The organism is Rhizobium sp. AN73, from assembly GCF_030757975.1.
Lineage (GTDB): Bacteria > Pseudomonadota > Alphaproteobacteria > Rhizobiales > Rhizobiaceae > Agrobacterium > Agrobacterium arsenijevicii.
The window spans coordinates 2,779,589-2,804,125 of sequence record NZ_JARWME010000002.1 but is presented as its reverse complement, the minus strand read 5'-3'; the positions used below and the strand labels follow the sequence as shown (position 1 = coordinate 2,804,125).

Annotated in this window: 26 protein-coding genes and 1 pseudogene; 12 read left to right on the top strand and 15 right to left on the bottom strand. The window is 59.0% G+C overall.

Going from position 1 to position 24,537, the window contains the following annotated elements; all coding sequences use genetic code 11:
* Window positions 1-13: 13 nt before the first annotated feature.
* From RBH10_RS23615 to sdhC, 5 genes are all read right to left on the bottom strand, one after another.
* Window positions 14-556, bottom strand: coding sequence for a protease inhibitor Inh/omp19 family protein (locus RBH10_RS23615; RefSeq protein WP_045021215.1), 543 nt, complete (start codon window positions 554-556; stop codon window positions 14-16).
* A gap of 205 nt (window positions 557-761) precedes the next feature.
* Window positions 762-1,541: a succinate dehydrogenase iron-sulfur subunit gene (locus RBH10_RS23610; RefSeq protein WP_281038227.1), complete on the bottom strand. Its 780-nt coding sequence runs from the start codon at window positions 1,539-1,541 to the stop codon at window positions 762-764.
* A gap of 15 nt (window positions 1,542-1,556) precedes the next feature.
* Window positions 1,557-3,398, bottom strand: coding sequence for a succinate dehydrogenase flavoprotein subunit (gene sdhA / locus RBH10_RS23605; protein ID WP_281038228.1), 1,842 nt, complete (start codon window positions 3,396-3,398; stop codon window positions 1,557-1,559).
* A 7-nt stretch (window positions 3,399-3,405) separates the two neighbouring features.
* A complete protein-coding gene (gene sdhD / locus RBH10_RS23600) occupies window positions 3,406-3,786 on the bottom strand; it encodes a succinate dehydrogenase, hydrophobic membrane anchor protein (RefSeq protein WP_281038229.1) in 381 nt (126 codons plus the stop codon).
* A gap of 14 nt (window positions 3,787-3,800) precedes the next feature.
* Window positions 3,801-4,193 (bottom strand): succinate dehydrogenase, cytochrome b556 subunit, encoded by a 393-nt coding sequence (gene sdhC / locus RBH10_RS23595; protein ID WP_045021222.1) that lies wholly within the window; start codon window positions 4,191-4,193, stop codon window positions 3,801-3,803.
* A gap of 305 nt (window positions 4,194-4,498) precedes the next feature.
* Between sdhC and RBH10_RS23590 the strand changes: the two genes are divergently transcribed.
* Window positions 4,499-4,867, top strand: coding sequence for a hypothetical protein (locus tag RBH10_RS23590; RefSeq protein ID WP_281038230.1), 369 nt, complete (start codon window positions 4,499-4,501; stop codon window positions 4,865-4,867).
* 11 nt (window positions 4,868-4,878) lie between these two features.
* Here the strand turns inward: RBH10_RS23590 and RBH10_RS23585 are convergent, their stop codons facing one another.
* From RBH10_RS23585 to tsaD, 5 genes are all read right to left on the bottom strand, one after another.
* Window positions 4,879-5,523: a methyltransferase gene (locus tag RBH10_RS23585; protein WP_281038231.1), complete on the bottom strand. Its 645-nt coding sequence runs from the start codon at window positions 5,521-5,523 to the stop codon at window positions 4,879-4,881.
* A gap of 7 nt (window positions 5,524-5,530) precedes the next feature.
* Window positions 5,531-5,974, bottom strand: coding sequence for an EVE domain-containing protein (locus RBH10_RS23580; RefSeq protein ID WP_003492407.1), 444 nt, complete (start codon window positions 5,972-5,974; stop codon window positions 5,531-5,533).
* A gap of 6 nt (window positions 5,975-5,980) precedes the next feature.
* The gene (locus tag RBH10_RS23575) at window positions 5,981-6,274 is read right to left on the bottom strand and encodes a YciI-like protein (RefSeq protein WP_281038232.1); all 294 of its coding nucleotides are present in this window, start codon (window positions 6,272-6,274) and stop codon (window positions 5,981-5,983) included.
* 88 nt (window positions 6,275-6,362) lie between these two features.
* Window positions 6,363-7,346: an NAD(P)H-dependent glycerol-3-phosphate dehydrogenase gene (locus RBH10_RS23570; protein ID WP_281038233.1), complete on the bottom strand. Its 984-nt coding sequence runs from the start codon at window positions 7,344-7,346 to the stop codon at window positions 6,363-6,365.
* Window positions 7,346-8,443, bottom strand: a complete 1,098-nt coding sequence (tsaD, locus tag RBH10_RS23565; RefSeq protein ID WP_281038234.1) for a tRNA (adenosine(37)-N6)-threonylcarbamoyltransferase complex transferase subunit TsaD — start codon at window positions 8,441-8,443, stop codon at window positions 7,346-7,348. The genes RBH10_RS23570 and tsaD overlap by 1 nt, the downstream gene beginning before the upstream one ends.
* Window positions 8,444-8,516: 73 nt before the next feature.
* Between tsaD and hemC the strand changes: the two genes are divergently transcribed.
* From hemC to RBH10_RS23535, 6 genes are all read left to right on the top strand, one after another.
* Window positions 8,517-9,446 (top strand): hydroxymethylbilane synthase, encoded by a 930-nt coding sequence (gene hemC, locus RBH10_RS23560; RefSeq protein ID WP_281038235.1) that lies wholly within the window; start codon window positions 8,517-8,519, stop codon window positions 9,444-9,446.
* Between the two features lie 4 nt (window positions 9,447-9,450).
* On the top strand, window positions 9,451-10,191 hold the full coding sequence (locus tag RBH10_RS23555; RefSeq protein ID WP_281038236.1) for a uroporphyrinogen-III synthase: 741 nt from the start codon (window positions 9,451-9,453) through the stop codon (window positions 10,189-10,191).
* A gap of 73 nt (window positions 10,192-10,264) precedes the next feature.
* Window positions 10,265-11,734, top strand: a complete 1,470-nt coding sequence (locus RBH10_RS23550) for a COG4223 family protein (protein WP_281038237.1) — start codon at window positions 10,265-10,267, stop codon at window positions 11,732-11,734.
* Window positions 11,735-11,738: 4 nt separating this feature from the next.
* Window positions 11,739-13,355 (top strand): heme biosynthesis protein HemY, encoded by a 1,617-nt coding sequence (locus tag RBH10_RS23545; RefSeq protein WP_281038238.1) that lies wholly within the window; start codon window positions 11,739-11,741, stop codon window positions 13,353-13,355.
* 10 nt (window positions 13,356-13,365) lie between these two features.
* A complete protein-coding gene (locus RBH10_RS23540) occupies window positions 13,366-13,854 on the top strand; it encodes a TerB family tellurite resistance protein (RefSeq protein WP_281038239.1) in 489 nt (162 codons plus the stop codon).
* Window positions 13,844-14,575, top strand: coding sequence for a glutamine amidotransferase (locus RBH10_RS23535; RefSeq protein WP_281038240.1), 732 nt, complete (start codon window positions 13,844-13,846; stop codon window positions 14,573-14,575). The genes RBH10_RS23540 and RBH10_RS23535 overlap by 11 nt, the downstream gene beginning before the upstream one ends.
* Window positions 14,576-14,587: 12 nt before the next feature.
* Here the strand turns inward: RBH10_RS23535 and RBH10_RS23530 are convergent, their stop codons facing one another.
* Complete coding sequence (locus RBH10_RS23530; protein ID WP_281038241.1) at window positions 14,588-15,820, bottom strand: MFS transporter; 1,233 nt, start codon at window positions 15,818-15,820, stop codon at window positions 14,588-14,590.
* Between the two features lie 244 nt (window positions 15,821-16,064).
* Here RBH10_RS23530 and RBH10_RS23525 point away from each other — a divergent pair, with 244 nt between their 5' ends.
* Window positions 16,065-16,355 (top strand): YggT family protein, encoded by a 291-nt coding sequence (locus RBH10_RS23525; protein ID WP_045021246.1) that lies wholly within the window; start codon window positions 16,065-16,067, stop codon window positions 16,353-16,355.
* Complete coding sequence (locus RBH10_RS23520) at window positions 16,352-16,663, top strand: DUF167 domain-containing protein (protein ID WP_045021249.1); 312 nt, start codon at window positions 16,352-16,354, stop codon at window positions 16,661-16,663. Before RBH10_RS23525 ends, RBH10_RS23520 begins: the two co-directional genes overlap by 4 nt.
* Window positions 16,664-16,678: 15 nt before the next feature.
* Here RBH10_RS23520 and ppa read toward each other — a convergent pair whose 3' ends face one another.
* The 4 genes and pseudogenes from ppa to RBH10_RS23500 form a co-directional block, all read right to left on the bottom strand.
* The gene (ppa, locus tag RBH10_RS23515) at window positions 16,679-17,212 is read right to left on the bottom strand and encodes an inorganic diphosphatase (protein ID WP_045019588.1); all 534 of its coding nucleotides are present in this window, start codon (window positions 17,210-17,212) and stop codon (window positions 16,679-16,681) included.
* Between the two features lie 167 nt (window positions 17,213-17,379).
* Window positions 17,380-17,886, bottom strand: a complete 507-nt coding sequence (locus RBH10_RS23510) for a GNAT family N-acetyltransferase (protein ID WP_045021252.1) — start codon at window positions 17,884-17,886, stop codon at window positions 17,380-17,382.
* 215 nt (window positions 17,887-18,101) lie between these two features.
* Window positions 18,102-19,923, bottom strand: a pseudogene (typA, locus tag RBH10_RS23505) (translational GTPase TypA).
* Between the two features lie 149 nt (window positions 19,924-20,072).
* A complete protein-coding gene (locus tag RBH10_RS23500) occupies window positions 20,073-22,133 on the bottom strand; it encodes a M3 family metallopeptidase (protein WP_281038242.1) in 2,061 nt (686 codons plus the stop codon).
* Between the two features lie 245 nt (window positions 22,134-22,378).
* Between RBH10_RS23500 and RBH10_RS23495 the strand changes: the two genes are divergently transcribed.
* The 3 genes from RBH10_RS23495 to RBH10_RS23485 all read left to right on the top strand — a co-directional run bounded on the left by RBH10_RS23495 (window position 22,379) and on the right by RBH10_RS23485 (window position 24,527).
* Window positions 22,379-22,735, top strand: coding sequence for a hypothetical protein (locus RBH10_RS23495; protein ID WP_281038243.1), 357 nt, complete (start codon window positions 22,379-22,381; stop codon window positions 22,733-22,735).
* Between the two features lie 133 nt (window positions 22,736-22,868).
* Window positions 22,869-23,327 carry a MarR family winged helix-turn-helix transcriptional regulator gene (locus RBH10_RS23490; protein ID WP_045021261.1) on the top strand — a complete coding sequence of 153 codons (459 nt, stop codon included), beginning with the start codon at window positions 22,869-22,871 and terminating at the stop codon, window positions 23,325-23,327.
* Between the two features lie 21 nt (window positions 23,328-23,348).
* Window positions 23,349-24,527, top strand: a complete 1,179-nt coding sequence (locus RBH10_RS23485; protein ID WP_281038244.1) for a multidrug effflux MFS transporter — start codon at window positions 23,349-23,351, stop codon at window positions 24,525-24,527.
* Window positions 24,528-24,537: the final 10 nt, after the last annotated feature.

Genomic DNA, 24,537 nt, shown 5'->3' with positions numbered 1-24,537 from the left:
CACCGGAAATGCTCTATCGGCTGAGGCTGAGCGGCTGGCCGCTATTGGTCGTGCCGTCAAAACGCGCATCGGCGCTCTTGTAGACACGGCCGATCGTATCGCCCGAACGATTCTTGAACAGGACCATCTTGCCAGACACTTCCCAGGACCCCATCGCCGTCAGATCGCCGGCGCAGCCACGCGTGCCGCCGCGCGAACCGCTGCCGAGATTGGTGAGCGTCAGGAACATGTCGCAATTGGCGCCGCCATTGGAAACGCGCCAGTTGCCGACCATGGATTCCTTGGTGACGTCGAGCGCAGTCGCCGGCGGAGCCGCAGAGGCGACGTTCACGCCACCGGGTGCCGCCGAAGCGGGAGCCGAAGGGAACTGACCGCCAGGAGCGCCACCGGGTGGCGGCAGAGCGCCAGACTGAACGGAGGGAACCGGCTGCGCCTGCAAGGGCGGCGTATAACCGGGATTGTTGCTGGTGTTGTTGTTGTAATCGTAGGAGGTACGTTGGCAACCGGCGAGGCTCATTACAACCGCAAGACCCGTCACCACATATCTGAATTGCATATCAAGCTCCCGATTCTCTCGCTTCCGGAAAGACCATGATCAAACAAGAAGGCTGAATTATTACTAAAGCCTTATCTTGCACAAGCGATGGCTGGAATAATTACTATTTCGGTCAATTTTTACCGAATTTTCCCGCGTCCGGTTGTAAAAAGGGCCGCAGTCGAGACTGCGGCCGGATAGATTTTTGGGTCCAGACGAATCGTCTTCAGACGCGACGCTCGACCATCATCTTCTTGATTTCCGCGATCGCCTTGGCCGGGTTCAAGCCCTTCGGGCAGGCCTGCGCGCAGTTCATGATGGTGTGGCAGCGATAAAGACGGAACGGATCTTCGAGATCGTCGAGACGCTCGCCGGTTGCCTCATCGCGGCTGTCGATCAGCCAGCGATAGGCCTGCAGCAGAACAGCGGGACCGAGGTAGCGGTCGCCATTCCACCAGTAGCTGGGACAGGAGGTGGAGCAGCAGGCGCACAGAATGCACTCGTAGAGACCGTCCAGCTTCAGGCGATCCTCATGGCTCTGCTTCCATTCCTTGGCGGGCGTCGGCGAGACCGTCTTCAGCCACGGCTCGATGGAGCGGTGCTGCGCGTAGAAGTTCGACAGATCGGGAACGAGGTCCTTCACCACAGGCATGTGCGGCAGCGGATAGACCTTAACCGTACCCTTGATCTCTTCCATGCCCTTGGTGCAGGCGAGCGTATTGGTGCCGTCGATGTTCATCGCGCAGGAGCCACAGATGCCTTCGCGGCAGGAGCGGCGCAGCGTCAGCGTCGGGTCGACGTTGTTCTTGATGTAGAGAAGCGCATCAAGAACCATCGGGCCACAATCGTCGACATCGATATAATAGGTATCGATGCGCGGGTTCTGACCGTCATCCGGGTTCCAGCGATAGATCCGGTACTCGCGAACGTTCTTGGCACCATCCGGCTTCGGCCAGACTTTGCCTTCGCTGATCTGGGAATTCTTGGGGAGAGCTAGTTCAACCATATCCAGTTCCTCAAATCAGTAGACGCGAGCCTTCGGCTCGATCTTTTTCGGATCGATGCCGTCGGCGATCAGGTCGGTGTGGACAGGGCGGTAATCAAGCTTGACGTCGCCTTCGGGGCTGACCCAGGCAAGCGTGTGCTTGCGCCAGTTCACATCGTCGCGACCACCGAACGGACCATCAACGAAATCCTCTCGGGCATGCGAACCGCGGCTTTCCTTGCGCGCTTCCGCGCCGTAGACCGTCGTGATCGCGTTGGCCATCAGATTGTGCAGCTCGAGCGTTTCGACCAGATCGGAGTTCCAGACCATCGAACGGTCGGTAACCTTGACATCAGGCAGTTCCTTCCAGATGGCGGAAATGCGCTTGCAACCGCTTTCCAGCGATTCCTGCGTGCGGAACACGGCCGCATCGTCCTGCATGGCGCGCTGCATCTTGTCGCGCAGCACCGCCGTCGGCGTGGAGCCACTGGCATAACGCAGGCTATCGAAGCGCTCCATGATCTTGTCGCAGGCAGCAATGTTGAGCGCGGGAACCGGCGTATCGCGGTCGATGACCTGGGCTGCCCGGATGGCGGCAGCACGGCCGAAGACCACGAGGTCGATCAGTGAGTTGGAACCGAGGCGGTTGGCACCGTGAACCGAGGCGCAGCCCGCTTCGCCAACAGCCATCAGGCCGGGTGCGACGCGTTCCGGGTTATCGGCGTTGGCGTTCAGGACTTCACCCCAATAGTTGGTCGGAATGCCGCCCATATTGTAGTGAACGGTCGGCAGGACCGGGATCGGCTCGCGCGTCACGTCGACGCCGGCGAAAATCTTGGCGCTTTCGGAAATGCCCGGAAGACGCTCGTGCAGGATTGCCGGATCGAGGTGATCGAGATGCAGGAAGATGTGGTCCTTGTTCTTGCCGACGCCACGACCCTCGCGGATTTCCATGGTCATGCAGCGCGATACCACGTCACGTGAGGCAAGGTCCTTGGCCGAAGGAGCATAACGCTCCATGAAGCGCTCGCCTTCGGAGTTGACGAGATAACCGCCCTCGCCGCGCGCGCCTTCGGTAATCAGGCAGCCTGCGCCATAAATGCCGGTCGGGTGGAACTGAACGAATTCCATATCCTGAAGCGGCAGGCCGGCGCGTGCGATCATACCGCCGCCGTCACCCGTGCAGGTATGCGCAGAGGTCGCCGAGAAATAGGCGCGGCCGTAACCGCCCGTCGCCAACACCACCATCTTAGCGGAGAAACGATGGATCGTACCGTCATCGAGGTTCCATGCCACGACGCCGGTGCAGCGACCGTCTTCCGACATGATGAGATCGAGCGCGAAATATTCGATGAAGAATTCCGCATTGTTGCGCAGCGACTGGCCATAAAGCGTGTGCAGAATGGCGTGGCCGGTACGGTCGGCAGCGGCGCAGGTGCGCTGCACCGGCGGGCCTTCGCCGTAATTCTGCATGTGGCCGCCGAACGGGCGCTGGTAGATCTTGCCTTCGGCGTTACGCGAGAACGGCACACCGTAATGCTCCAGCTCATAGACCGCCTTCGGCGCTTCCATGGCGAGATATTGCATCGCGTCGACGTCGCCCAGCCAGTCGGAGCCCTTTACGGTGTCGTAAAGGTGCCACTGCCAACAGTCGGGCGTCATGTTGGTGAGCGATGCGGCGATGCCACCCTGCGCCGCGACCGTGTGGGAGCGCGTCGGGAAAACCTTGGTGATGCAAGCGGTACGGAAACCCTGTTCCGCCATGCCGAGCGTCGCACGGAGACCCGCGCCGCCGGCGCCCACCACGATCACGTCGTAGGAGTGATCGACGTAGGTGTAGGCCTTGCCATTCTGAGAAGGTGAACTGATCGATGCCATGGCCGAATTATCCTGCGAATGCGATTTTCAGAATGGCGAAGATGCAAAGACCGCCAATGAGAACCGCGAAAAACGTGTTGAGCATCAGAAGAACGAGCTTCAAAACCTCGCCGTGAATGTAGTCTTCAATGATGACCTGCATGCCGAGCTTCATATGGATGAGGCCGGAAACCAGCACCAGACCCATGATAACAGCGACCAGCGGGTTGGAGAGCGCGGCTGCAACTTCCGGATAGGGAGCGCCGGCATATTTGATGAGGAAGACCACGAAGAAGATCAGCAGCGGTACGTTGGCGACCGCAGTCAGGCGCTGACGCCAGAAATGGTCGGTGCCTTCCTTGGCGGAGCCGAGGCCGCGAACCTTTCCGAGAGGTGTACGCATATCCATGACAGGCTATCTCCTTAGCGCACGATCAGGGCGATGACCCAGATCAGCGCGGTCAGACAGATCGACGCTGCGAAGGTCGCCTTGGCGAGTTTCGTGTTGAAGTTCTTCTCGAAGCCATGGCCGAGATCCCACATGAAGTGGCGCAGACCGCCCAGCATGTGGTGAACGAGGGCCCAGGTATATCCGATCAGGATGAGCCTGCCGATGATCGTACCCATCGCCCAGTTGACCCAGTCGTAATAGGCAGGACCGGAAGCAAGCGCGATCAGCCACCAGGCAACCAGAAGCGTTCCGAAATAAAGTGCAGCGCCCGTGATGCGGTGCACGATGGATGCAACCATCGTCGGAATCGGCTTGTAAATTTGAAGATGCGGCGACAGAGGCCGGTTATTTGTCACGTTCGCCATCAGAACCTCGCGGCGTTTTCCCGTGCACCCGTCAGATCGGGCGCCCCCAAGCAACAGCACATGACGAAAGAATGTGCATTGCACCAACCGCGACGTTTAATCACATGGGAGCATCCCGACAAGCACATTTCATGACCGATTCCAATTTAATCGATTGGTTCACGAATTTTTTTGGAATTTTTTTGCGCGAAAATAAAAAATCGAGCGTTTCCAAGATTTACACCTCCGGAATATTTACCTTTACGTAATTTAAAAATCATGTAATTTACTATTCGTTAACCGAAAAAATCCGGAGAATGAGGCTCATGTTACAGCGTCGAATCGCAGCTCTGGCCGTGATGACCGCGGGCATGATTTTTACCGCAATGCCTCCTGCAGCGGCAGATGACTTTTACGGTCGCCACCATTATCAGCATCGCCAGTCGCAGGTGAGCTTCTCCACGGACGGGCTGCCATCCACTCTTTCCGGTGGCACTTATGTCGGTGGAATATCGGCGTTGCGGGTCCGCGGGAATGGTAACTATTTCGCGCTCAGTGGCGGGCTTTCGCGGAAAGGCGCAACCGCCAATATGGGCGCGCAGCTGGCCCCCGTGGCAAAGATCATCAACGTCCATGCGGAAACCGCAGGCGACGCCTGCGCCTACGAGCACGGCGTCTGCATCATCCGGCCCTAAATCAAATATAATCAGACGAAACGCCAGACGGTGGTCTTTTTGACTTCGCTGTCTTCCAGCGCCCGCGTCACCGGCACCTGATAGGTCGCCTCTGCGCGCAGGCGCTCTCTGGGCAGATAGGCACGTCCGGGATCGCCGACGAGTACGCTCACCCCTTTGTCCGCCAGTTCGAGAAACCAGGGCACGAGAAGATCGGCAAAGGCGCGGTCGTAAAACACATCGCCCGCCAGCAGAACATCCGCCTCAACCGGCTTTCCAACCAGGTTGAGCCCGGTAAACTTGATATCCACGCCATTAAGAACTGCATTGAGCCGAATGGCCGTTTCCGTCCAGGGATCGATATCGGCGGCCAGCACGGCAGTAGCACCTGCTTTTGCGGCAGCAATGGCGACCAGCCCGGAACCGCTGGCAAAATCCAGCACACGCTTGCCGGAGACGCTTTCAGGGTGATCGAGAACATAGCGGGCAAGACCCTGCCCGCCGGCCCAGGCGAAGGCCCAGAACGGCGGCGGCAGGCCGATCTCTTCCAGCTCCTCCTCCGTCTTCAGCCACAACTCATGGGCTTCGCTTGCCAGATGGAGGCGCAATTCCGGCACGTGCGGTGGATGCATGATGCCGGTATTGTCAAGAATGAAGCGTTCGGGATCGGTCCTCACCGAAAGCTCAATCCGGTGATTTCGGCGGATTGGCAAGGCCGCCCATACGGCAGACCTCGAGATATTCCTCTTCCGTCACCGGCTGCACGGAAAGCCGCATGGAGGTGACGAGCGACATCTTCTCCAGTTTCGGATTGGCTTTCACGTCCTTCAGCGAAACCGGCTGCGGCATGTCGCACACGGCACGGATATCCACGCAATCCCATTTCAGATCGCCTTCCGCAGTCGAATCCGGATGCGAAAGCGCACAGACTTCGACGATGCCGACAACGTCCAGCCCCTCATTGGAGTGGTAGAAGAAGCCCTTATCGCCGATTTTCATAGCGCGCATGTTGTTGCGGGCCTGATAATTGCGCACGCCGGTCCATTCTTCGCCGGCCTCGCCCTTGGCCTTCTGCATTTCCCAGGACCATTTGAACGGCTCAGACTTGTAAAGCCAGTAATTCGCCATATCCGGTCACGCTCCCGGATTGTTGAAGACCCAGTTATAGGGCTTCACGTCAACGCTTTCGAACAGGCCTGCCTTGGCATAGGGATCGGCATCGGCCAGAGCCCTGGCGGCATCGATATCAGCGGCTTCCACGATGACCAGGCTGCCATTCGGCTTGCCTTCGGCATCGAGGAACGGGCCGGCAATCTTCAGCGTGCCTTCGGCGTTCAGCCTGTTCAGGTGCTCCAGATGGGCCGGACGCGTTTCCATGCGCACGTTCAGGTGACCGGGCTTGTCCTTGCAGATAAAGGCAAACAGCATTTTTCTCTCCTCGCTAGCGCATGTCTCCCAAAAGTGTCAGCGGTTTTGGGACCAAGACATGCGTAAAAACTATTCAAAGACCGTACCCTCATTCCGTGGTGATGGGCCGTGTCATCAATTGTTGCATGGCGCTCGCCACGTCCAGATTGCCGTCGATGATGGCCGCCACCGCCTCGGTGACGGGCATGTCGACAGCGTAATGCTCGCCGAGCCGGGCAGCGACGGCCGCCGCAAAAGCGCCCTCCACCAGCCCGCCGGACATGTCCTTACCCTCGCCCCGGCCAAGCGCGATGCCGAAACGCAGGTTTCGCGACTGGTGGCTGGTCGCTGTCAACACCAGATCGCCAAGGCCGGAAAGACCGCGCACCGTATCGGCCTTGCCGCCCATGGCGACGACCAGACGCGACATTTCGGCAAGACCGCGCGAAATCAGCGCCGCCCGGGCGGAATCGCCAAGGCCTGCGCCTTCGACAATGCCCGCGGCAATGGCGAGAACATTCTTCAGCGCACCGCCAAGCTGCACGCCAATTCGGTCGGTCGAGGCATAAAGCCTGAAGGTTCTGCCGGAAATCGTGGTCGCAAGCCGCTCGGCAATCGCCACGTCTTCCGCCGCAATCGCCATCGCCGTCGGCAATCCGCTCGCGATATCCGCAGCGAAACCCGGGCCAGAGAGAACCGCAATCGGATGATGCGGCAGTTCCGCTTCCAGCAGTTCCGTCAGCAGACGCCCGGAAACCCGGTCGATACCCTTGGCACAGGTGACGACCACGCAATCATTAGCCAGATAAGGACGGTAATGGCGAGCCGCATCCGCATGGGACTGCGAGGGCATGGCGAATAAAACGATACCGGCACCGGCCAGCACATCCGGTTCGGCGGAAAATTCAAGTGCATCCGGCAGGTCGATACCCGGCAGCGCCGCCTCGTGGAAGCGATCATTCTTGAGATCGGCCATCAGGGATGCATCGCGGCCAAGCAAGGTCACATCGTGCCGGTTCTCCAGCGCGATGACGACGGCGAGCGCGGTTCCAAAGGCGCCAGCGCCGATAACGACGATTTTCTCCCGCTGCATCAGGCCTTGGCTCCCCTTTTGCCGAAACCGATCAATGTCTCCGCGCTGCCATCAAGCGGCCAGCGCGAACGCGGCGCAATCTCCAGCGCATCGGGTTCCCTGCCGCAAGCCATGCGCTCCAGCCCAGCCCAGGCGATCATCGCGGCATTATCGGTGCAGAGCCGGTGCGGCGGTGCGACAAAGCGGAACCCGTGCGCATCACAAAGTGCGTGCAAGGTCTGCCGGATTTCCTGATTGGCGGCGACACCACCAGCCACGACCAAAGCCCGCTCCGTCTCGATATGCGGAAATTCTTCCTTAAAGCGGGCAAGGCCACGGCCGATGCGGTCTTTCAGGGTGCGCGACACGGCCTTCTGGAAGGAGGCACAAATGTCGGCAATATCCTGCTCCGAAAGTGGCGCGATGGCAGTTGCGGCCTGCCGAACTGCCGTTTTCAGACCGGAGAAGGAAAAATCGAGCCTGACCTCACCAACCATCGGGCGCGGCAGCGCAAATCGGTCCGGATTGCCATTCGCTGCCGCCTTTTCAACGGCAGGCCCACCGGGATAGGGCAACCCCAGAAGCTTCGCGGTCTTGTCGAAAGCTTCCCCCAGCGCGTCATCGATGGTGGTGCCCCAGCGCTCGTATTCACCCACGCCACGCACCAGCACCAGCTGTGTGTGGCCGCCGGACACCAGCAGCATGAGATATGGGAAAGAAAGACCGTCGGTCAGCCGCGCCGTCAGCGCATGGCCTTCCAGATGATTGATGGCGTAAAGCGGCTTGTCTGCCGCCATTGCAATCGCCTTACCCGTCATCAGGCCCACCAGCAGACCGCCGATGAGACCGGGGCCGGATGTGGCCGCGATGGCATCGACATCCGCAAGGGTGACACCCGCCTGCTCCAGCGCTTCTTCCACCAGCGTGTCCAACGCTTCGACATGGGCGCGGGCAGCGATTTCGGGCACCACGCCGCCATAGGCGCTGTGTTCTTCAAGCTGCGACAAAACGACGTCGGACACGATCTCGCCATGGCCGTCCGCATGCCGAACCACAATGGATGCAGCGGTTTCGTCACAGCTTGTCTCTATGCCGAGGATACGAAGAAAGGGGGTCATCAATTCTGTTCGTTCATTGCGATCATGCGCACAGTTGGTCTAAGACAACTCCGGTAACAATGGATAGACGCGGATGCAAACAAAACCTTTCCGAATCGGCACACGCGGCAGCCCTCTGGCGCTCGCACAGGCTTACGAGACGCGTAACCGGCTGATGGCGGCACATGGTCTGCCGGAAGAAATGTTCGAAATCGTCGTCCTGTCCACCAAGGGTGACCGGATAACCGATCGCGCTTTATCGGAGATCGGCGGCAAGGGCCTGTTCACGGAGGAACTGGAGAGCCAGCTGCTTTCCGGCGAACTCGATATTGCCGTGCATTCCTCCAAGGACATGCCGACCGTTCTGCCCGAGGGCCTGCATCTTTCCGCCTTCCTGCCACGCGAGGATGCGCGCGACGCCTTCATCGGCCGCACAGCACCCAAGCTTCTGGAACTGCCACACGGCGCCGTGGTCGGCTCCGCATCTCTACGTCGTCAGGCACTGATCCGCCGCCTGCGGCCGGATCTGAGCGTCATCGTTTTCCGCGGTCTGGTCGACACCCGTCTGCGCAAGCTCGAGGAAGGTCACGCGGATGCAACGCTTCTCGCCTTCGCCGGCCTGAAGAGGCTCGGCAAGGAAAATGTGCCGACGGAAATTCTCGATCCGAAGGAATTCCCGCCTGCCCCGGCGCAGGGCGCCATCTGCGTGGAAAGCCGCATCGGCGACACACGCATGGACGAGCTGCTGGCCCCCATAAACGACAGGCCCACCTATGATGCCGTTACCTGCGAGCGCGCCTTTCTGGCAGTGCTAGACGGCTCCTGTCGTACCCCGATTGCCGGCTACGCCACCTGCCACGGAGAGGAACTGCATTTTTCCGGCCTGATCCTCACGCCCGATGGCCAGACGAGCCACGGCGTCGAGATATCCGGCCTCCGCAGAGACGCCGAAGCGTTGGGCCGCAAGGCCGGTGAAGAGGTGCGCGCCAAAGCGGGCAGCAACTTCTTCGATGGCTGGAGCTGAGCCGATGCGGATCGTCGTCACCCGGCCGCTTCGATCGGGCGAAAAGACGGCCGCAAAGCTAAAGGCCCTCGGCCACGAGCCGGTGTTTCTTCCCCTGTTTCATCCCGTCCACCACGGCGAGCGCGCCATCTCGGCGCTATCGGAGCCACTATCGGCCATCGCCGTGACAAGCGCCGAAGCGCTACGGGCGCTGGAAACCTTCCGCGACCGGCTTGCATCCCATCTGTCAAAACCGCTCTTCGCCGTTGGCGAGGCAACGGCGGAGGCGGCAGAAACAATCGGCTTCGAGAACATCTTCACCGCCGCCGGCGATGCCGAATCCCTGTCCGGGCTGGTCGCGGAGCATCGCTCTTTCGTGACGAACGAAGAACCCCTGCTCTATCTCGCCGGCACGCCGCGCGGTGTCGTGTTCGAGGACGGACTTGCCGCTGCAGGGATCCCCTTCCGAACAGTCGATTGCTACGAAATGCAACCGTCAGATCTTTCGGAAAATATGGTCGCAACAGCGCTAGTGGAGAAGACCGCCGAAGTGGTGCTGCTCTATTCGTCGGAAGCGGCGCGGGCATTTTTCCGCCGTGCATCGGGGGAAAAATATGCTGCGGTGCTGGCCTCCACGCAATTCGTCTGTATCAGCCGCAACGTGCTTTCGCTGGTTCCGGAAATCTTCCGCGCAAACGCAGTGGCCGCCGAAGAGCCCAGCGAAGCTGCGATGTTTGAACTTCTTCACCGCAGGTCTGGAACCTAATTCAGGCTCGCCTCTTTCCTTTGCCGCCGTCACTGACTAGGTTTAGACTATTGCAGGCAGAAATGAGGTTGTCATGGTATCGGAAAAGCCGCCACGCCACTCCAAGTCCAAAGCCGAACCGGTCACCATCGACCTGGACGCAAAAGACGTGAAAGCAATTTCCGCCGACGTGGATGCTGCCAAGACTGACGACAAGCCAAGCGAAACGCCGCTGGCAGCAGCGGCTCAGCCGGACACAGATCACAAACCCGCAGCCGCCGAAACAGGAAATCCCGCCCCTGTCTGGGATCAGCCGCGCAAGACGCCCATGGAGCCTGAACCAAACGTTCACAAGGTGGAGCCCGCAGCCGACAAGACGCAGGCGGAAAAGCCTGCGGGCAAGCAGCCAGAGGCCGCTTCACCAACCCCCGTTTCGCCAAAAGCCGATGCAAAGCCTACGACAGGCACCATCGGTACCAGCGCCGCTTCTGCAACCGCAGCAGGCGCAAAGCCCGCGACTTTTGCTTCCACATCATCATCATCGTCTTCTTCCGCGTCCGGAAGCGCTACCGCCAGTGCGAGGCCCTCGACCGGCGCTTCGCCATCGGGACCGGTCAAGCCATCCACACCGCAGGAGGCCGAACGCAAACAGGCTGCAACCTCCGGCCTGATCGCAGCGGGCATCGTCGGCGGCCTCGTGGCGCTGGCTGCCGCCGGCAGCATGCAATATGCCGGTATCCTGCCGTCATTTAATGTGGGCAAGACCGGAAGCGATGAGATCGCGGCACTGAAAACCGATCTCGGCAGCCTGCGCCAGCAACTGGCCAACCTGCCGACGCCAGGTGGAGACACGTCGGCGCTGGAACAGCGCATCGCGACCCTTGAGGGCACAAAGGGTGAGGCCCCGCAGGTGGATGCGCTTGCGGAAAAAATAACTGCGCTGGAATCCGCTCTCAAGTCGGAGCGATCTGCACAGGCTTCAGCCACGGCGGATCTGACGCGTCGCCTTACCGACGCGGAAACCAAGATCAACGAACCGCGTGACGATATCGAAGTCGCCCGCGCCATCGCATCCGCTGCGCTCAAGGCGGCGATCGATCGCGGCGGACCGTTCCTGACCGAACTCGATACGCTCTCGAAAGTCACTTCCGACGATCCGGCCATCGCGTCGTTGCAATCCTTCGCCGCAACCGGTGTGCCTTCGCGTTCGGAGCTGATGCAGAAATTCCCTGATGTCGCCAATGCGATGTTATCGGCTGTCAACCAGCCCGATCCCAATCAGGGCATCATGGAGCGCCTGACGGAAAGCGCCTTTTCGCTGGTGAAGGTTCGCCCGGTCGGAAATATCGAAGGCGAGACCCCCGACGCCATGATCGCGCGCATGGAAAACAAGCTGCGCAATGGTGATCTGCAGGGTGCGGCGCTTGAATGGAATGGGCTTCCCGAGGCCGCCAAGACAGCATCCGCCGACTATAAAAAATCTCTGGATGCACGCATCGAGGTCGAAAACCTGGTGGGAGGCACGTTGACCCGCGCTATCACCAGCACCGGCAAGCAGGGGTAAGGGCATGACCAGAATTCTGACTTTCGCCGTTATCGTTCTGGCGCTCGGTTTCGGTTTTTCCTGGCTGGCGGACAGGCCCGGCGTACTTTCCATCGTCTGGCAAGGCCAGCTGATCGAAATGAGCCTGATGGTCGCCGCCTCCATCGTTGCGGCACTGGTTGCCGCCGTCATGCTGGTCTGGTGGATCGTCAATGCCATATGGACATCGCCCAACGCTGCCCGGCGTTATTTTCGCGCCCGCAAGCGCGACCGTGGTTATCAGGCGCTCTCCACTGGCCTCATCGCCGCCGGCGCGGGCAACGCCATTCTCGCCCGCAAGATGACAGCCCGCACGCAAGGATTGCTCAGCGCCGATCAGGAGCCGCTGATCCATCTTCTCGATGCGCAGGCGGATCTCATCGAAGGCAAATATGACGAGGCTCGGCGCAAGTTCGAAGCGATGGCCCGCGACCCTGAAACCCGCGAGCTTGGCCTTCGTGGCCTTTACATTGAGGCCCGTCGTCAGGGCGCCTATGAAGCGGCCCAGCAATATGCCGAGGACGCTGCCGAAAAAGCCCCTTATTTGCCCTGGGCGGCGCAGGCAACGCTGGAAACCCGCTGCCGCAACGGTGAATGGGACGACGCCATCCGCCTGCTCGACCAGCAGAAGGCAGCAGGCGTCATCCAGCGCGGTGAGGCGGAGCGGCTGAAAGCGGTACTTCTCACCGCAAAGGCCGGCGAAAAGCTGGAAAGCGACCCGGTGGGTGCGCGAGAGGATGCCAAACACGCCCTCAAGCTTGCGAAAAACCTGGTGCCCGCAGCACTGATCGCAGCAAAATCCTATCTGCGCGAAGACAATCTGCGCAAGGCCGCATCGGTTCTGGAACCGGTCTGGAAGAACGATCCCCATCCGCAGATCGCCGACCTTTATGTGCGGGCGCGCAGTGGCGATACGGCAATCGATCGACTGAAACGCGCCGAACGGCTTGAAAGCCTGAAGCCCAACAACATCGAATCCCTGTTTGCCGTGGCGCATGCCGCACTCGACGCCAAGGAATTCGCCAAGGCGCGGACCAAGGCGGAAGCCGCCGCCCGGATCGAGCCGCGCGAAAGCATCTTCCTGCTGATGGCCGATATCGAACAAGCCGAAACCGGTGATCAGGGACGGGTGCGCTACTGGATGGCGCAGGCGCTGCGCGCACCGCGCGATCCCGTCTGGGTGGCCGATGGCATCGCTTCGGAAAAATGGCTTCCGGTTTCGCCCATTACCGGCCGTCTCGATGCCTTCGAATGGAAAGCGCCATTCGGGCAGCTGGAAGGCCCCGTCGAGGATCTGACGATCGAGAACGCGATTGCCGCGGCACCCGCAAGGGCCGAACCGGCTCCGGCCCCGATTGTTGTCGAAGCAGCACCTGAGCCAATTGTAGTCGTGAAATCCGCACCGCCCGCGCCAATCGAGGTCAAGCCGGTCGTATCCGCACCGAAGGAGAAAAAACCGGTCACGATCGAAGTACCGGTGGAAGCCGACCCAGCGGATGTGAAGACGGAACCCGTGCCGTTTTTCGGCGGTGCGCCGGATGATCCCGGCGTCAAGAAACCCGGCGCGGAAGCAGAACCCAAAACCCGGCTTAAACTCTTCTGACAGGCGATAGATGTTCAACCAAATACAGTCGTTTATTCAGAATCTCGTCGGCCAGCATACGGATGAATTCAGCTCTGATGATCTGAGGGTGGCGGTGGCCGCCCTCTGCTTTCAGGTGATGGAAGCGGACGGTACGGTCTCCAAAAGCGAGCGTGACCGCCTTCGCGAAATCCTCCACGATTACTACCATCTAGACGCCGGCAAGCTGGAGGCGCTTCTTGCCGCCGGCCAGGAGGCTGGCAAGGAAGCTGTCGATTATTACCGCTTCACCACCGATATCCGCCGCCATCTCGATGAAGAGCAGCGCGTGGAGCTTATTGGCATATTATGGGATATTGTTTACGCTGACGGCGAACGAAGCGAGATGGAAGACCATGTGATTTGGCGTATCGCCGATCTTCTGGGTGTTTCCGTGCGCGACAGGGTTCTGCAACGTCAGCGGGCCGCCACAAGGTCCGGACCCGCTGAAGAAAGCGAAAACGAAGACGATGCTGTTTGACCCTTCCAGGCAACAGAGAAAACAACCCTCACTGCTCGTCGTCCTGCATCAGGAACGTTCCACACCCGGCCGCGTCGGCCAGATGCTGGTGGAAAAAGGTTATCGTCTGGATATAAGGCGCCCGGCACTTGGCGACGACCTGCCGCAAACACTGGAAAAACATGCCGGTGCCATCATCTTCGGCGGGCCGATGAGCGCCAATGACCCCCATGATTACGTCAAAGCTGAAATTGACTGGCTGAAAGTGCCGCTAAAGGAAAACAAGCCCTTTCTCGGCATCTGTCTCGGCGCACAAATGCTGTCCAAACATCTGGGTGGCAAAGTCGAGGCCGACAGGGAAGGCAAGGTGGAGATCGGCTGGTACCCGCTGCATGCGACCGAACACGGGCGGCTTTTGATGCCGCATTGGCCGAAGATGGTCTATCATTTCCACCGCGAGGGCTTCGAGCTGCCGCGAGGTGCCGAGCTTTTGGCGGCGGGCGAGACCTATCCCAATCAGGCATATCGCTACGGAAAAAATGCCTGGGGTCTGCAGTTTCACGCCGAGTTGACCCGCGCCATGATGCACAGCTGGGTGGTGCGTGGCGCGCAGCGTTTCGGCATGCCCAATGCGCAGGTGGGCAGCCAGCATCTGGAGGGGCGCATGTTGTTCGACACGCCGCTCCGATCATGGCTTGGCAATTTTCTCGATCTGGTTTTCGAAGGCAAAGCGCAGCGCTGACGCCCGCAACCTTCAGCGCGGCGCGTCGAGATTGTCGATCTTGCGCAACTTTGAAAAACCCAGCGCCCAGATGACGGCGACCGCAAGTGTGCCCGCCCCGCCAATGACGACTGCCGGCACAGCGCCCACGACATGGGCCATGGTGCCGGCACGGAACTCACCCAGCTCGTTGGAAGCTCCGACAAACACCATGTTGACCGCATTCACGCGCCCGCGCACCTCATCCGGCGTCCAGAGCGCAATCAGCGTTTCGCGCACATAAACGGACACCATGTCCGATGCACCCATGACCACCAGTGCGGCAATGGACACCCAAGCGGTTTGAGAAAGCCCGAACACCACGGTGGAAATGCCGAAAATTCCAACACCGACGAACATCAGCAGGCCCGCATGGTGGCGGATGGGTTTGAACGCCAGAATGATCGCAACGGTGATGGCCCCAATACCGGGTGCCGCGCGCAGAAGCCCTAGACCCCATGGCCCAAGCGTCAGCACTTCCTTGGCAAAAATCGGCATCAGAGCGACAGCGCCGCCCAGCAACACGGCAAAAAGATCGAGCGAAATGGCACCGAGAACGACTTTTTCCTGCGAGATGAATTTGAACCCGGCCAGCATGGTCTCGAGACTGATCGCTTTCGCCGGGCCACGCTGCTCCGGCTTGCGGATCGTCACTGCCAGCATCGCTGAAACGATGAACAGCACGAGCGCCACGCTATAGGCCACGGAAGCGCCGATACCGTAAAGCAGGCCGCCACCCACGGGGCCGAGAATGGACGCCATTTGCCAGGAAGAGGAATTCCAGGCAATCGCGTTCGGCAAATCCTCGACGGGCACGAGATTGGGTGCAAGCGACTGAACCGCCGGCCCCATGAATGCCCGCTCAATGCCAAAGACGACGAGAATGGCAAAGACCGGCCAGGGAGAAAAGCTGTGTGCCAGCGTCAAGCCAAGCAGGGCTGCGGCGCAGCCGGCGGCGATCAGAAGGCATATGGACATGATACGCCGGCGATTGTGCCTGTCCGCGACAGTTCCGGTGACGAGGATCAAAAGCAGCGACGGCAGAAACTGGAAAAGACCGATCAAGCCGAGATAAAAGGCATTGCCGGTGACCTCGTACATCTGCCAGCCGACGGAAACGCTGACGATCTGGATGGCGAAGGCCGAAAAAAACCGGGCGCTGAAAAAACGGCGATAGGAACTATGCCGGAATGCACCGAAGCGGTTTTCGGCGGAAGGCAGGGACATCGGCTGGGTACTCTCGAGACATATGAGAACTTTGCAATAGAGGGATATGACGGGAATCGCCAGCCCTCCTTAGCGGGATGGCGAAAACAGTGAGCGGTTTTCGTTTGAAATCCCGCCGCAACCTATGCTCCAGATCGTGATGATCTGATGTCGATCAGCCCAAAGATCATTACGATCCGGCGCGACACTTGCCGGTTCACCAGCGAATGTCTAAATGTCTTGCAATCAAGATACGGAGATATTGATGCTTGCCCTGTTTCAGACCATCGATCTGGCTTTGAACCTCTATACGTGGGTGCTGATTGCCAGCGCTATTTTTTCCTGGCTTTATGCCTTCAACGTCATCAACTCCCGCAACCAGTTCGTGAACGCCATCGGCAGCTTTCTGGTCAATGTCACAGAACCGGCTCTGCGCCCCATCCGTCGCATTCTGCCCAATCTCGGCGGCATCGACATTTCGCCGATCATCCTGCTGCTGATCATCTTCTTCATCCGCTCGTTCATGTGGAATACGCTCTATCCCATGTTCGCTTGAGCGGCGTCTGGCAAAAACACGGCGATCACATACGCCTGTCCGTTCGCCTTACGCCGAATGGCGGGCGGGATGCGATTGACGGCGTGGAGCAGGATGCGGACGGAAATGCCCATTTGAAAGCCCGCGTCAGCGCGGTGCCCGAAGGCGGCAAGGCGAACAAGGCGCTGATTGTTTTGCTGGCGAAAAAACTCGGCCTGCCCAAATCTTCCATCACCTTTGTTTCAGGCGAAACGGCACGTAAAAAAATCCTCCGGATCGATACCGACCCGGAGGATTTCAAAGAGCTTTTTCAAAAGCTGGAAGTCTGAAGCACCGGGCTGAAATCAGCCCTGCGTCTTGTAGCGCTCGATGGCTTCGACGATCAGCTTCTTGGCGACGTCGACATTCTGCCAGCCGCCCATCTTCACCCACTTGCCGGGTTCCAGATCCTTGTAGTGCTCGAAGAAGTGCTCGATCTGCTTCAGCGTGATTTCCGGCAGGTCCGTGTAGTTGTGAACCTTGTCGTAACGGCGCGTCAGCTTCGGAACCGGCACGGCGAGGATCTTCTCGTCCTTGCCGCCATCGTCTTCCATGATCATCACGCCGATGGGACGAACGTTGATCACGCAGCCGGGAACCAGCGGACGGGTGTTGCAGATGAGAACGTCGATCGGGTCGCCATCATCGGACAGCGTGTGCGGCACGAAGCCATAGTTACCCGGATAGGTCATCGGCGTGTAGAGGAAGCGATCGACGATCAGCGCACCGGCGTCCTTGTCCATCTCGTACTTGATCGGCTGGCCGCCAACCGGCACTTCAACGATAACATTTACGTCTTCCGGCGGATTCTTGCCTATGGAAATTGCATCAATACGCATTCGCTTCCCTCATTCGGCGGGTTGGATTTGGTTTTCGATACTGGGAAAGTCGCCGCATTGCAACATGGCTTTAGGCGGATAAGGCAGAATGCCGGATTTGAGGGTATTGCAATTGCGCATGGCCGGCCGAAAAAATGAAACCGGCGTGGAATCACCCGGCTCCCTGGTCAGTTCCAGACGAAACCGATCTTGCGCAATGACTTGCCGCCGAAATCTTCCATGCCCTCGGCGATATCCCGGCCGCCATGTGAACGGAAAAACCGATTGGCGACGTCACTGTCCTCGAGGCACCAGACGACGATACCGTTGCAGCCGAGCGAGGTCAGCAGCCGACGGGCTTCCGTGAACAGCACAGAGCCAAGCCCGATGCCCTGATATTCCGGACGGAGATAAAGCTCGTAAATCTCGCCATCATGCGGCAGCCCGCGCGCCCGGCTTAAGCCAAGGGTCGCATATCCGGCAACCACGCCTTTCACCTCCACCACCAACATGGTCGCGGAACCCCGGGTCGCCTTCTTCCACCAGATCTCGCCACGACGCTCCAGCATCTGCGTCAACGGGCGATGCGGGATCAGCCCGGCATAGGCCTGTTGCCACGACAGACGGTGCGCCTCGGATATGGCGCGCGCGTCTTGTGGTTCGGCTCGGCGAACATCTATGGATAACGTTTTCATAACGCGATTCTGGCCCCGACCGTGAAAACTTGCCAGCCATAAAGGTTAACGTCAGCAAGCTTACCCACAGCCTATTCATGTGGACGACCAGGAAAAATTAACGCATCCTTAACCTTTGACACAAGAGTCTTTCGACTCACGCGCAAATAAAAACATGCGCATAAAAAACCCGGCTCGAGGCCGGGTTCTTTAAAATTCTTGACAGGAAGCAGCAATCAGACTGCGAGCTTCGACTTTTCGAAACGCTTGCGATCGTTGGCGTCGAGGAACATCTTGCGCAAACGGATGGACTTCGGCGTGACTTCCATCAGCTCGTCTTCCTGGATCCAGGAAAGAGCGCGATCGAGCGTCATGCGGATCGGCGGCGTCAGCTTGACGGCTTCGTCCTTGCCGGCGGCGCGGATGTTGGTCAGCTGCTTACCCTTCAGCACGTTCACTTCGAGATCGTTGTCGCGAGTGTGAATGCCGATGATCATGCCTGCATAGACCTTTTCACCCGGCTCGATGATCATCGGGCCGCGATCTTCAAGGTTGAACATGGCGTAGGCGACGGCTTCGCCCGAACCGTTCGACAGCAGGACGCCGTTGACGCGACCGGCGATCTGGCCCTTGAAGGGCTGATAATCATGGAACAGACGGTTCATGATCGCCGTACCGCGCGTGTCGGTCAGCAGTTCCGACTGGTAGCCGATCAGGCCGCGGGTCGGTGCGTAGAACTTCAGACGAACGCGATTGCCACCGGAAGGGCGAAGCTCGGCCATTTCAGCCTTGCGCTCGGACATCTTCTGAACGACGACACCGGAATGCTCGTCATCGACGTCGATCACGACTTCTTCGATCGGCTCCAGCAGGGTGCCGTTGTCATCCTTGTGCATAACAACGCGCGGACGCGAAACGGCAAGTTCGAAGCCTTCACGACGCATGGTTTCGATCAGAACTGCCAGCTGCAATTCGCCACGGCCGGAAACAAAGAACGAGATCCTTGCCTTCAGCCTCTTCGATCTTCAGCGCGACGTTGCCTTCGGCTTCCTTGAACAGACGGTCGCGGATGACGCGGCTCGTGACCTTGTCGCCTTCGGTGCCAGCAAGCGGGCTGTCGTTAACGATGAACGACATGGTAACGGTCGGCGGGTCGATCGGCTGCGCGGTCATCGCTTCGGTGACGGAAGGATCACAGAAGGTGTCGGCAACAGTGCCCTTGGAAAGACCGGCGATGGCGACGATGTCACCCGCATGGGCCTCATCGATCGCGGTGCGCTCGATGCCGCGGAAGGCGAGAATCTTGGAAATACGACCGGTTTCGATCGTCTTGCCGTCCTGGCCAAGCACCTTCACCGCCTGGTTCGGCTTGATCGAACCGGAGGCGATGCGGCCGGTGATGATACGGCCCAGGAAAGGGTTGGCTTCGAGGATCGTGCCGATCAGACGGAACGGACCTTCTTCGACCGTGGGCTCCGGAACATGTTCGAGAACCAAATCGAGCAACGGCGCAAGACCCTGATCCTTCGGACCTTCCGGGTTGACATTCATCCAGCCGTCACGGCCGGAACCGTAAAGGATCGGGAAGTCGAGCTGCTCGTCGGTGGCGTCGAGGTTCGCGAAAAGGTCGAAGACTTCGTTGATGACTTCTTCATGGCGGCCATCCGGACGGTCGATCTTGTTGATCGCAACGATCGGGCGAAGACCAACCTTCAGCGCCTTGCTGACGACGAACTTCGTCTGCGGCATCGGGCCTTCGGAACTATCGACCAGAACGATCGCGCCATCCACCATCGACAGGATACGCTCAACTTCACCGCCGAAGTCGGCGTGGCCGGGGGTGTCGACGATGTTGATACGAACACCCTTCCACTCCACCGAGGTCGCCTTGGCGAGAATGGTGATGCCGCGTTCCTTTTCGAGGTCGTTGCTATCCATCACACGTTCTGCAACGCGCTGGTTATCGCGGAACGAACCGGACTGCTTCAGAAGCTCGTCAACGAGCGTCGTTTTTCCATGGTCAACGTGCGCGATGATCGCGATGTTGCGAATTGCCATTGTTCAAAATCTCTGAGGTTGGGCGCTACCGTCGTGAGATGCGCCAATTTAGTTTGGCGCGCTCATAACCTTTTTTTTGCAAATGCGAAAGGGGGGCATTGTCATATGCCCCCTGCGTTGAGGTTCTAGCTCAAGAATATGACAGTCTTTTATACGAGGCCGCGCTTCAAAAGCATGGCCTCCGGACTTGGCATCTTGCCGCGAAAAGCGAGATAGGCCTCCTCCGGATCAATCGAGCCGCCGACGGAGTAGATATTGTCTTTCAGCCTGCGCGCCATCTCGCCATCGAAGGCATTACCGGTTTCCTCGAAGGCAGAAAACGCATCGGCGTCCAGCACCTCCGACCACATGTAGGAATAATAACCGGCCGAATAACCATCACCGGAAAACACATGCTGGAAATGCGGCGTCGCATGCCGCATGACGATGGACTTCGGCATGTTCAGGGCGGAAAGCACCTCGCCTTGCACGACCATGGGATCGCCAACGCTTTCGCGGGTATGGAAGGCCATGTCGACGATGGCAGAAGAGGTGAACTCGACAGTGCTGAAACCGGCATTGAAGGTCTGGGCCGCCAGAACCTTGTCCAGCAGAGCTTTCGGCATCGGCGCGCCGGTTTCATAGTGCAGGGCGTATTTTTCCAGAATTTCCGGCACGGTCAGCCAATGTTCGTAAAGCTGCGACGGCAACTCGACGAAATCGCGCGAGACACCTGTTCCGGAAACGGAAGGATAGGTGACATTGGATAACATGCCGTGCAGGGCGTGGCCGAATTCGTGGAACAGCGTGCGCGCATCATCAAGCGACAGCAGCGCAGGTTTTCCCTCGGCCGGTTTTGCAAAATTGCAGACATTGTAGATGATCGGTATTTCGCCGACTGTGCCGTTCTTTAAAGGCAGCTTGTGCTGCGACTGGAACGAACTCATCCACGCGCCGGAACGCTTGGAGGGACGGGCGAAATAATCGCCGAGGAACATGGCTTTCAGATCACCCTTGTCGTCGCGGATTTCGAAAACCCGCACATCCGGGTGATAGGCGGCAACGCCCTTTGTTTCGACGGCGCGAATTGCAAAGAGCCGGTTGGCCACATCGAAGCAAGCCTCGATGATCTTTTCCAGTTGCAGATAGGGCTTCAATTCAGTCTCGGAGAAGCTGAATTTCCGCGCCCGCAGCTTTTCCGCATAGTGGCGCCAGTCCCAGGGCATGACCTCGTGGTTCTTGCCCTCTTGCGTGATGAGGGCGGCAAGTTCAGCCTCTTCCTCACCTGCGCGGAGCACCGCCTTTTCCCAGACTTGCCCCAGAAGGCCGTTCACAGCATCCGGCGTCTTCGCCATCGTGTCGTCCAGCTTGTAGGCAGCAAAATTCTTGTAGCCGAGAAGCTTCGCCTTTTCCTCACGCAGTTCCAGCGTGCGGTGGACGATTTCGCGATTGTCGGTCTCACCGCCGTTTTCGCCGCGCGCTGCCCATGCCTTAAAGGCCTGTTCACGCAAATCGCGGCGCTCGGAAAAGGTCAGGAAAGGCTCGATGATGGAGCGGGAAAGGGTAACTGCGAATTTGCCGTCTTCGCCATGTTCACGGGCAGCACCCGCCATCGCGTCACGCAGAAAACCGGGAATGCCGGCAAGCTCATCGTCCGAGGAAAGCAGAAGTTTCCAGCTCTTTTCATCCGCCAGCACATTCTGCCCGAAATTGGCGCCGAGACCGGCAAGCTCCTCGTTGATCGCCGCCAGCCGTTCCTGCGGGCCTTTCTGCAACTTAGCGCCGGAGCGCACGAAACCCTTCCAGTGCCGTTCGAGAACGCGCTTTTCCTCGCCTGTCAGGGCAAGCGCCTCGCGCGTTTCCCACAGCGTGTCGATGCGTTTGAACAGCGCCTCGTTCATACCGATCTTTGAATAGTGCCGTGACATTTTCGGCGCTATTTCCCGCTCCAGCGCCTGAATGTTGGCATTGGTGTGTGCGCCAGCCCGGTTCCAGAACAGCGCCGAAATGCGCGAAAGCTCGTCTCCGGCAATTTCGAGTGCGGTCACGGTGTTTTCGAAGGTCGGCGCCTGTGGATTGCCGGCAATCGCATCGATTTCCAGCTCGTGGGACAAAAGGGCGGCTTCGAAGGCCGGGGCAAAATCCTCATCCTTGACCGCATCGAATTTCGGCAGACCGTTCTGACCGTTCCAGTTAACGAGTGCGGGATAGGGCGCGGTCTTGGATGGCATTTCATCTTCCTTGTACAATTCCGGTTTAAGCCCATATGGGCACGCCTCCACCACCAATTCAATATGCCGGAATTTGATGTGGAATACGCAATCACCGCCGCCACCAAGTATTGACCGGCATGATGATGGCATGTTTTGATTTCTCGCAATAATATCCCATGATGGAGATATGTATTATGGAGATTTATTCTTTAAGGTCTGCTAATAGTTTCCTTTTCAGGGACAATCCCAGAAACACCAGATCCGTGGGAAGTACCGATTTCGGCAAGGCAGCCCCGTCCGATGCAGCCACCGGCTTTGAAGAAACCATAGACCGCATCGATTTCACCCGTGTCAGCCCCCGGCAATTACGGGAAATCGCACAGGAATATTATGATACGGGGAAAATCAGCCACGATACCTGGCTTGAGCTTTCATCCGAACTTCCGGCACAAACGTTGAATGCCAATGGCGAGGTGATCGACATTGCCGACGTGACCGACGACACGAATTTCGACTTCGTGACGTATTTTTCCGACCGGATCGAAATTGCCCGTTCCATCGGCACGACGGATGAAGTGGAAAAAATGCAGGACGTCTTGTCTTTTTTTGCCTCGACGTAATGATGACAGGCAAAGTTGCTGGACGTCCCGCAATCAAACTGACAAATACTTTACTCGATTTTCGATAATATGATTTATGCACCATTGCTTATCGCCCGGAAGTTAGTAAGGCTGACTTACGAAAAGGCGAAGCATGGGCACTAAACGCGAAAAAGATTCACTGGCATTTTTGCTGAACAGCGGCGCACGTCTGCTGAACAGTGCATTTGAGCGCCGTATATCCGAAGCAGGGCTGGGCCTTACCCCCGGCGAAGCGAGAGCGTTGCTGACGGTTGCGGTTGTCGATGGCAGCAAGCAGGCGGATATCGCCGCCCGTCTCGGCATCGAACCCATGACGATCTGCGCCTATCTCGACAAGTTGCAGTCGCTCAATCTTATAGAACGCCAGCAGGACCCGCAGGACAGACGCTCCAAACGCATCGTCCTGACGAAAACCTCCGCCGACATGCTGGAAGCCGTCGGGCAGGAAATCGACCAGCTCGTTCTTCAGGCCACACAGGGGCTGAACGAAGAAGAAGTCGCCCTCTTCCGCAGCTTCCTGCAGACGCTTCGCAACAATCTGCAACCGGAACATCCGGTCCAGAACGGCTGATCGCAATTGTCAAAAACCATCATGTCCAAAAAGCGCACGGCACTGCTTGGCGCGTTTCTGACGGCGCTGGCGCCCATTTCCATGTCGATCTACACACCGGCCATGCCGGAACTGACACGGGCTTTCGCAACCACAGAGTCCGCCGTAAAACTCAGCCTCTCGCTCTATTTTGCCGGTTTCGCCATAGCCCAACTGCTTGCGGGGCCAGCCTCCGACGCCTTCGGGCGGCGCAAGGCGAGCCTCTTCTTCCTCTCGATCTTTCTGGGCGGCGGCTTGCTCGCCATCTTCGCCCCGACGATTGAAGTGCTGCTCTTTGCCCGGCTGGTTCAGGGCATCGGGGCATCCGTCGGCATGACCGTGGCGCGCGCCGTGGTGCGCGACCAGTTCACCGGTGCGGAAGCCTCCAGCATCATGAACCTCATCGGCATCATGCTCGCCGTTGGTCCCGCTCTTGGACCGACGATCGGCGGGCTTTCGCTTGCGGCTTTCGGCTGGCAATCGGTGTTTTTCCTCATGGCCGGCCTCGGAGCCATCGCCATTCTGTCCGTGGTGCTTTTCCTGCGTGAAACGACGGTGCCGGATAAAAGCAGGATCCGACCCCGACGCCTTCTGTCTGCCTATGGCACGTTACTAACGCAGCCGCGTTTTCTCCTGGCTGCCCTCGTGCTCGGCGGCTCCATCGGCGCGCTTTATGCGCAAGCCACCATGCTCACCTTCATCCTCATCAATAAGGTCGGCATGTCCCCAACCGCCTTCGGTGTCGGCATGCTGATGCAGACCGGCGCTTATTTCTTCGGCTCGATTGCCCTGCGTTATATCACGCCGAGGCTGGGCGACCGCCGTTCGGTCATGCTTGGCCTCTGTTTTTCCGGCACAGGCGGTCTTCTCATCATGCTGTCAGTGTTCCTGGTACCGCCATCCTTCCTCTCCATCATGGGGCCCGTCGCGGTGGCGACAGTTGGGATCGCGCTGTTGACGCCGTCGATGGTCACGGCAGCACTTGCCCCCTTCCCGCATATCGCCGGCTCGGCATCGGCCATGATGGGCTTCATCCAGATGGGATCGGGTTTTGCGGGCGGGACTGCGGCCTCACTCATTGGTTCGCCGCTAATCGGCTTCGGCATCATCATCCCGGTGATGGAATTCGTGGCTGTTGCCAGTTACATCGGTTTCCGTATCGTCTCCAAAAGAGAGACATGAAAAAACCCGC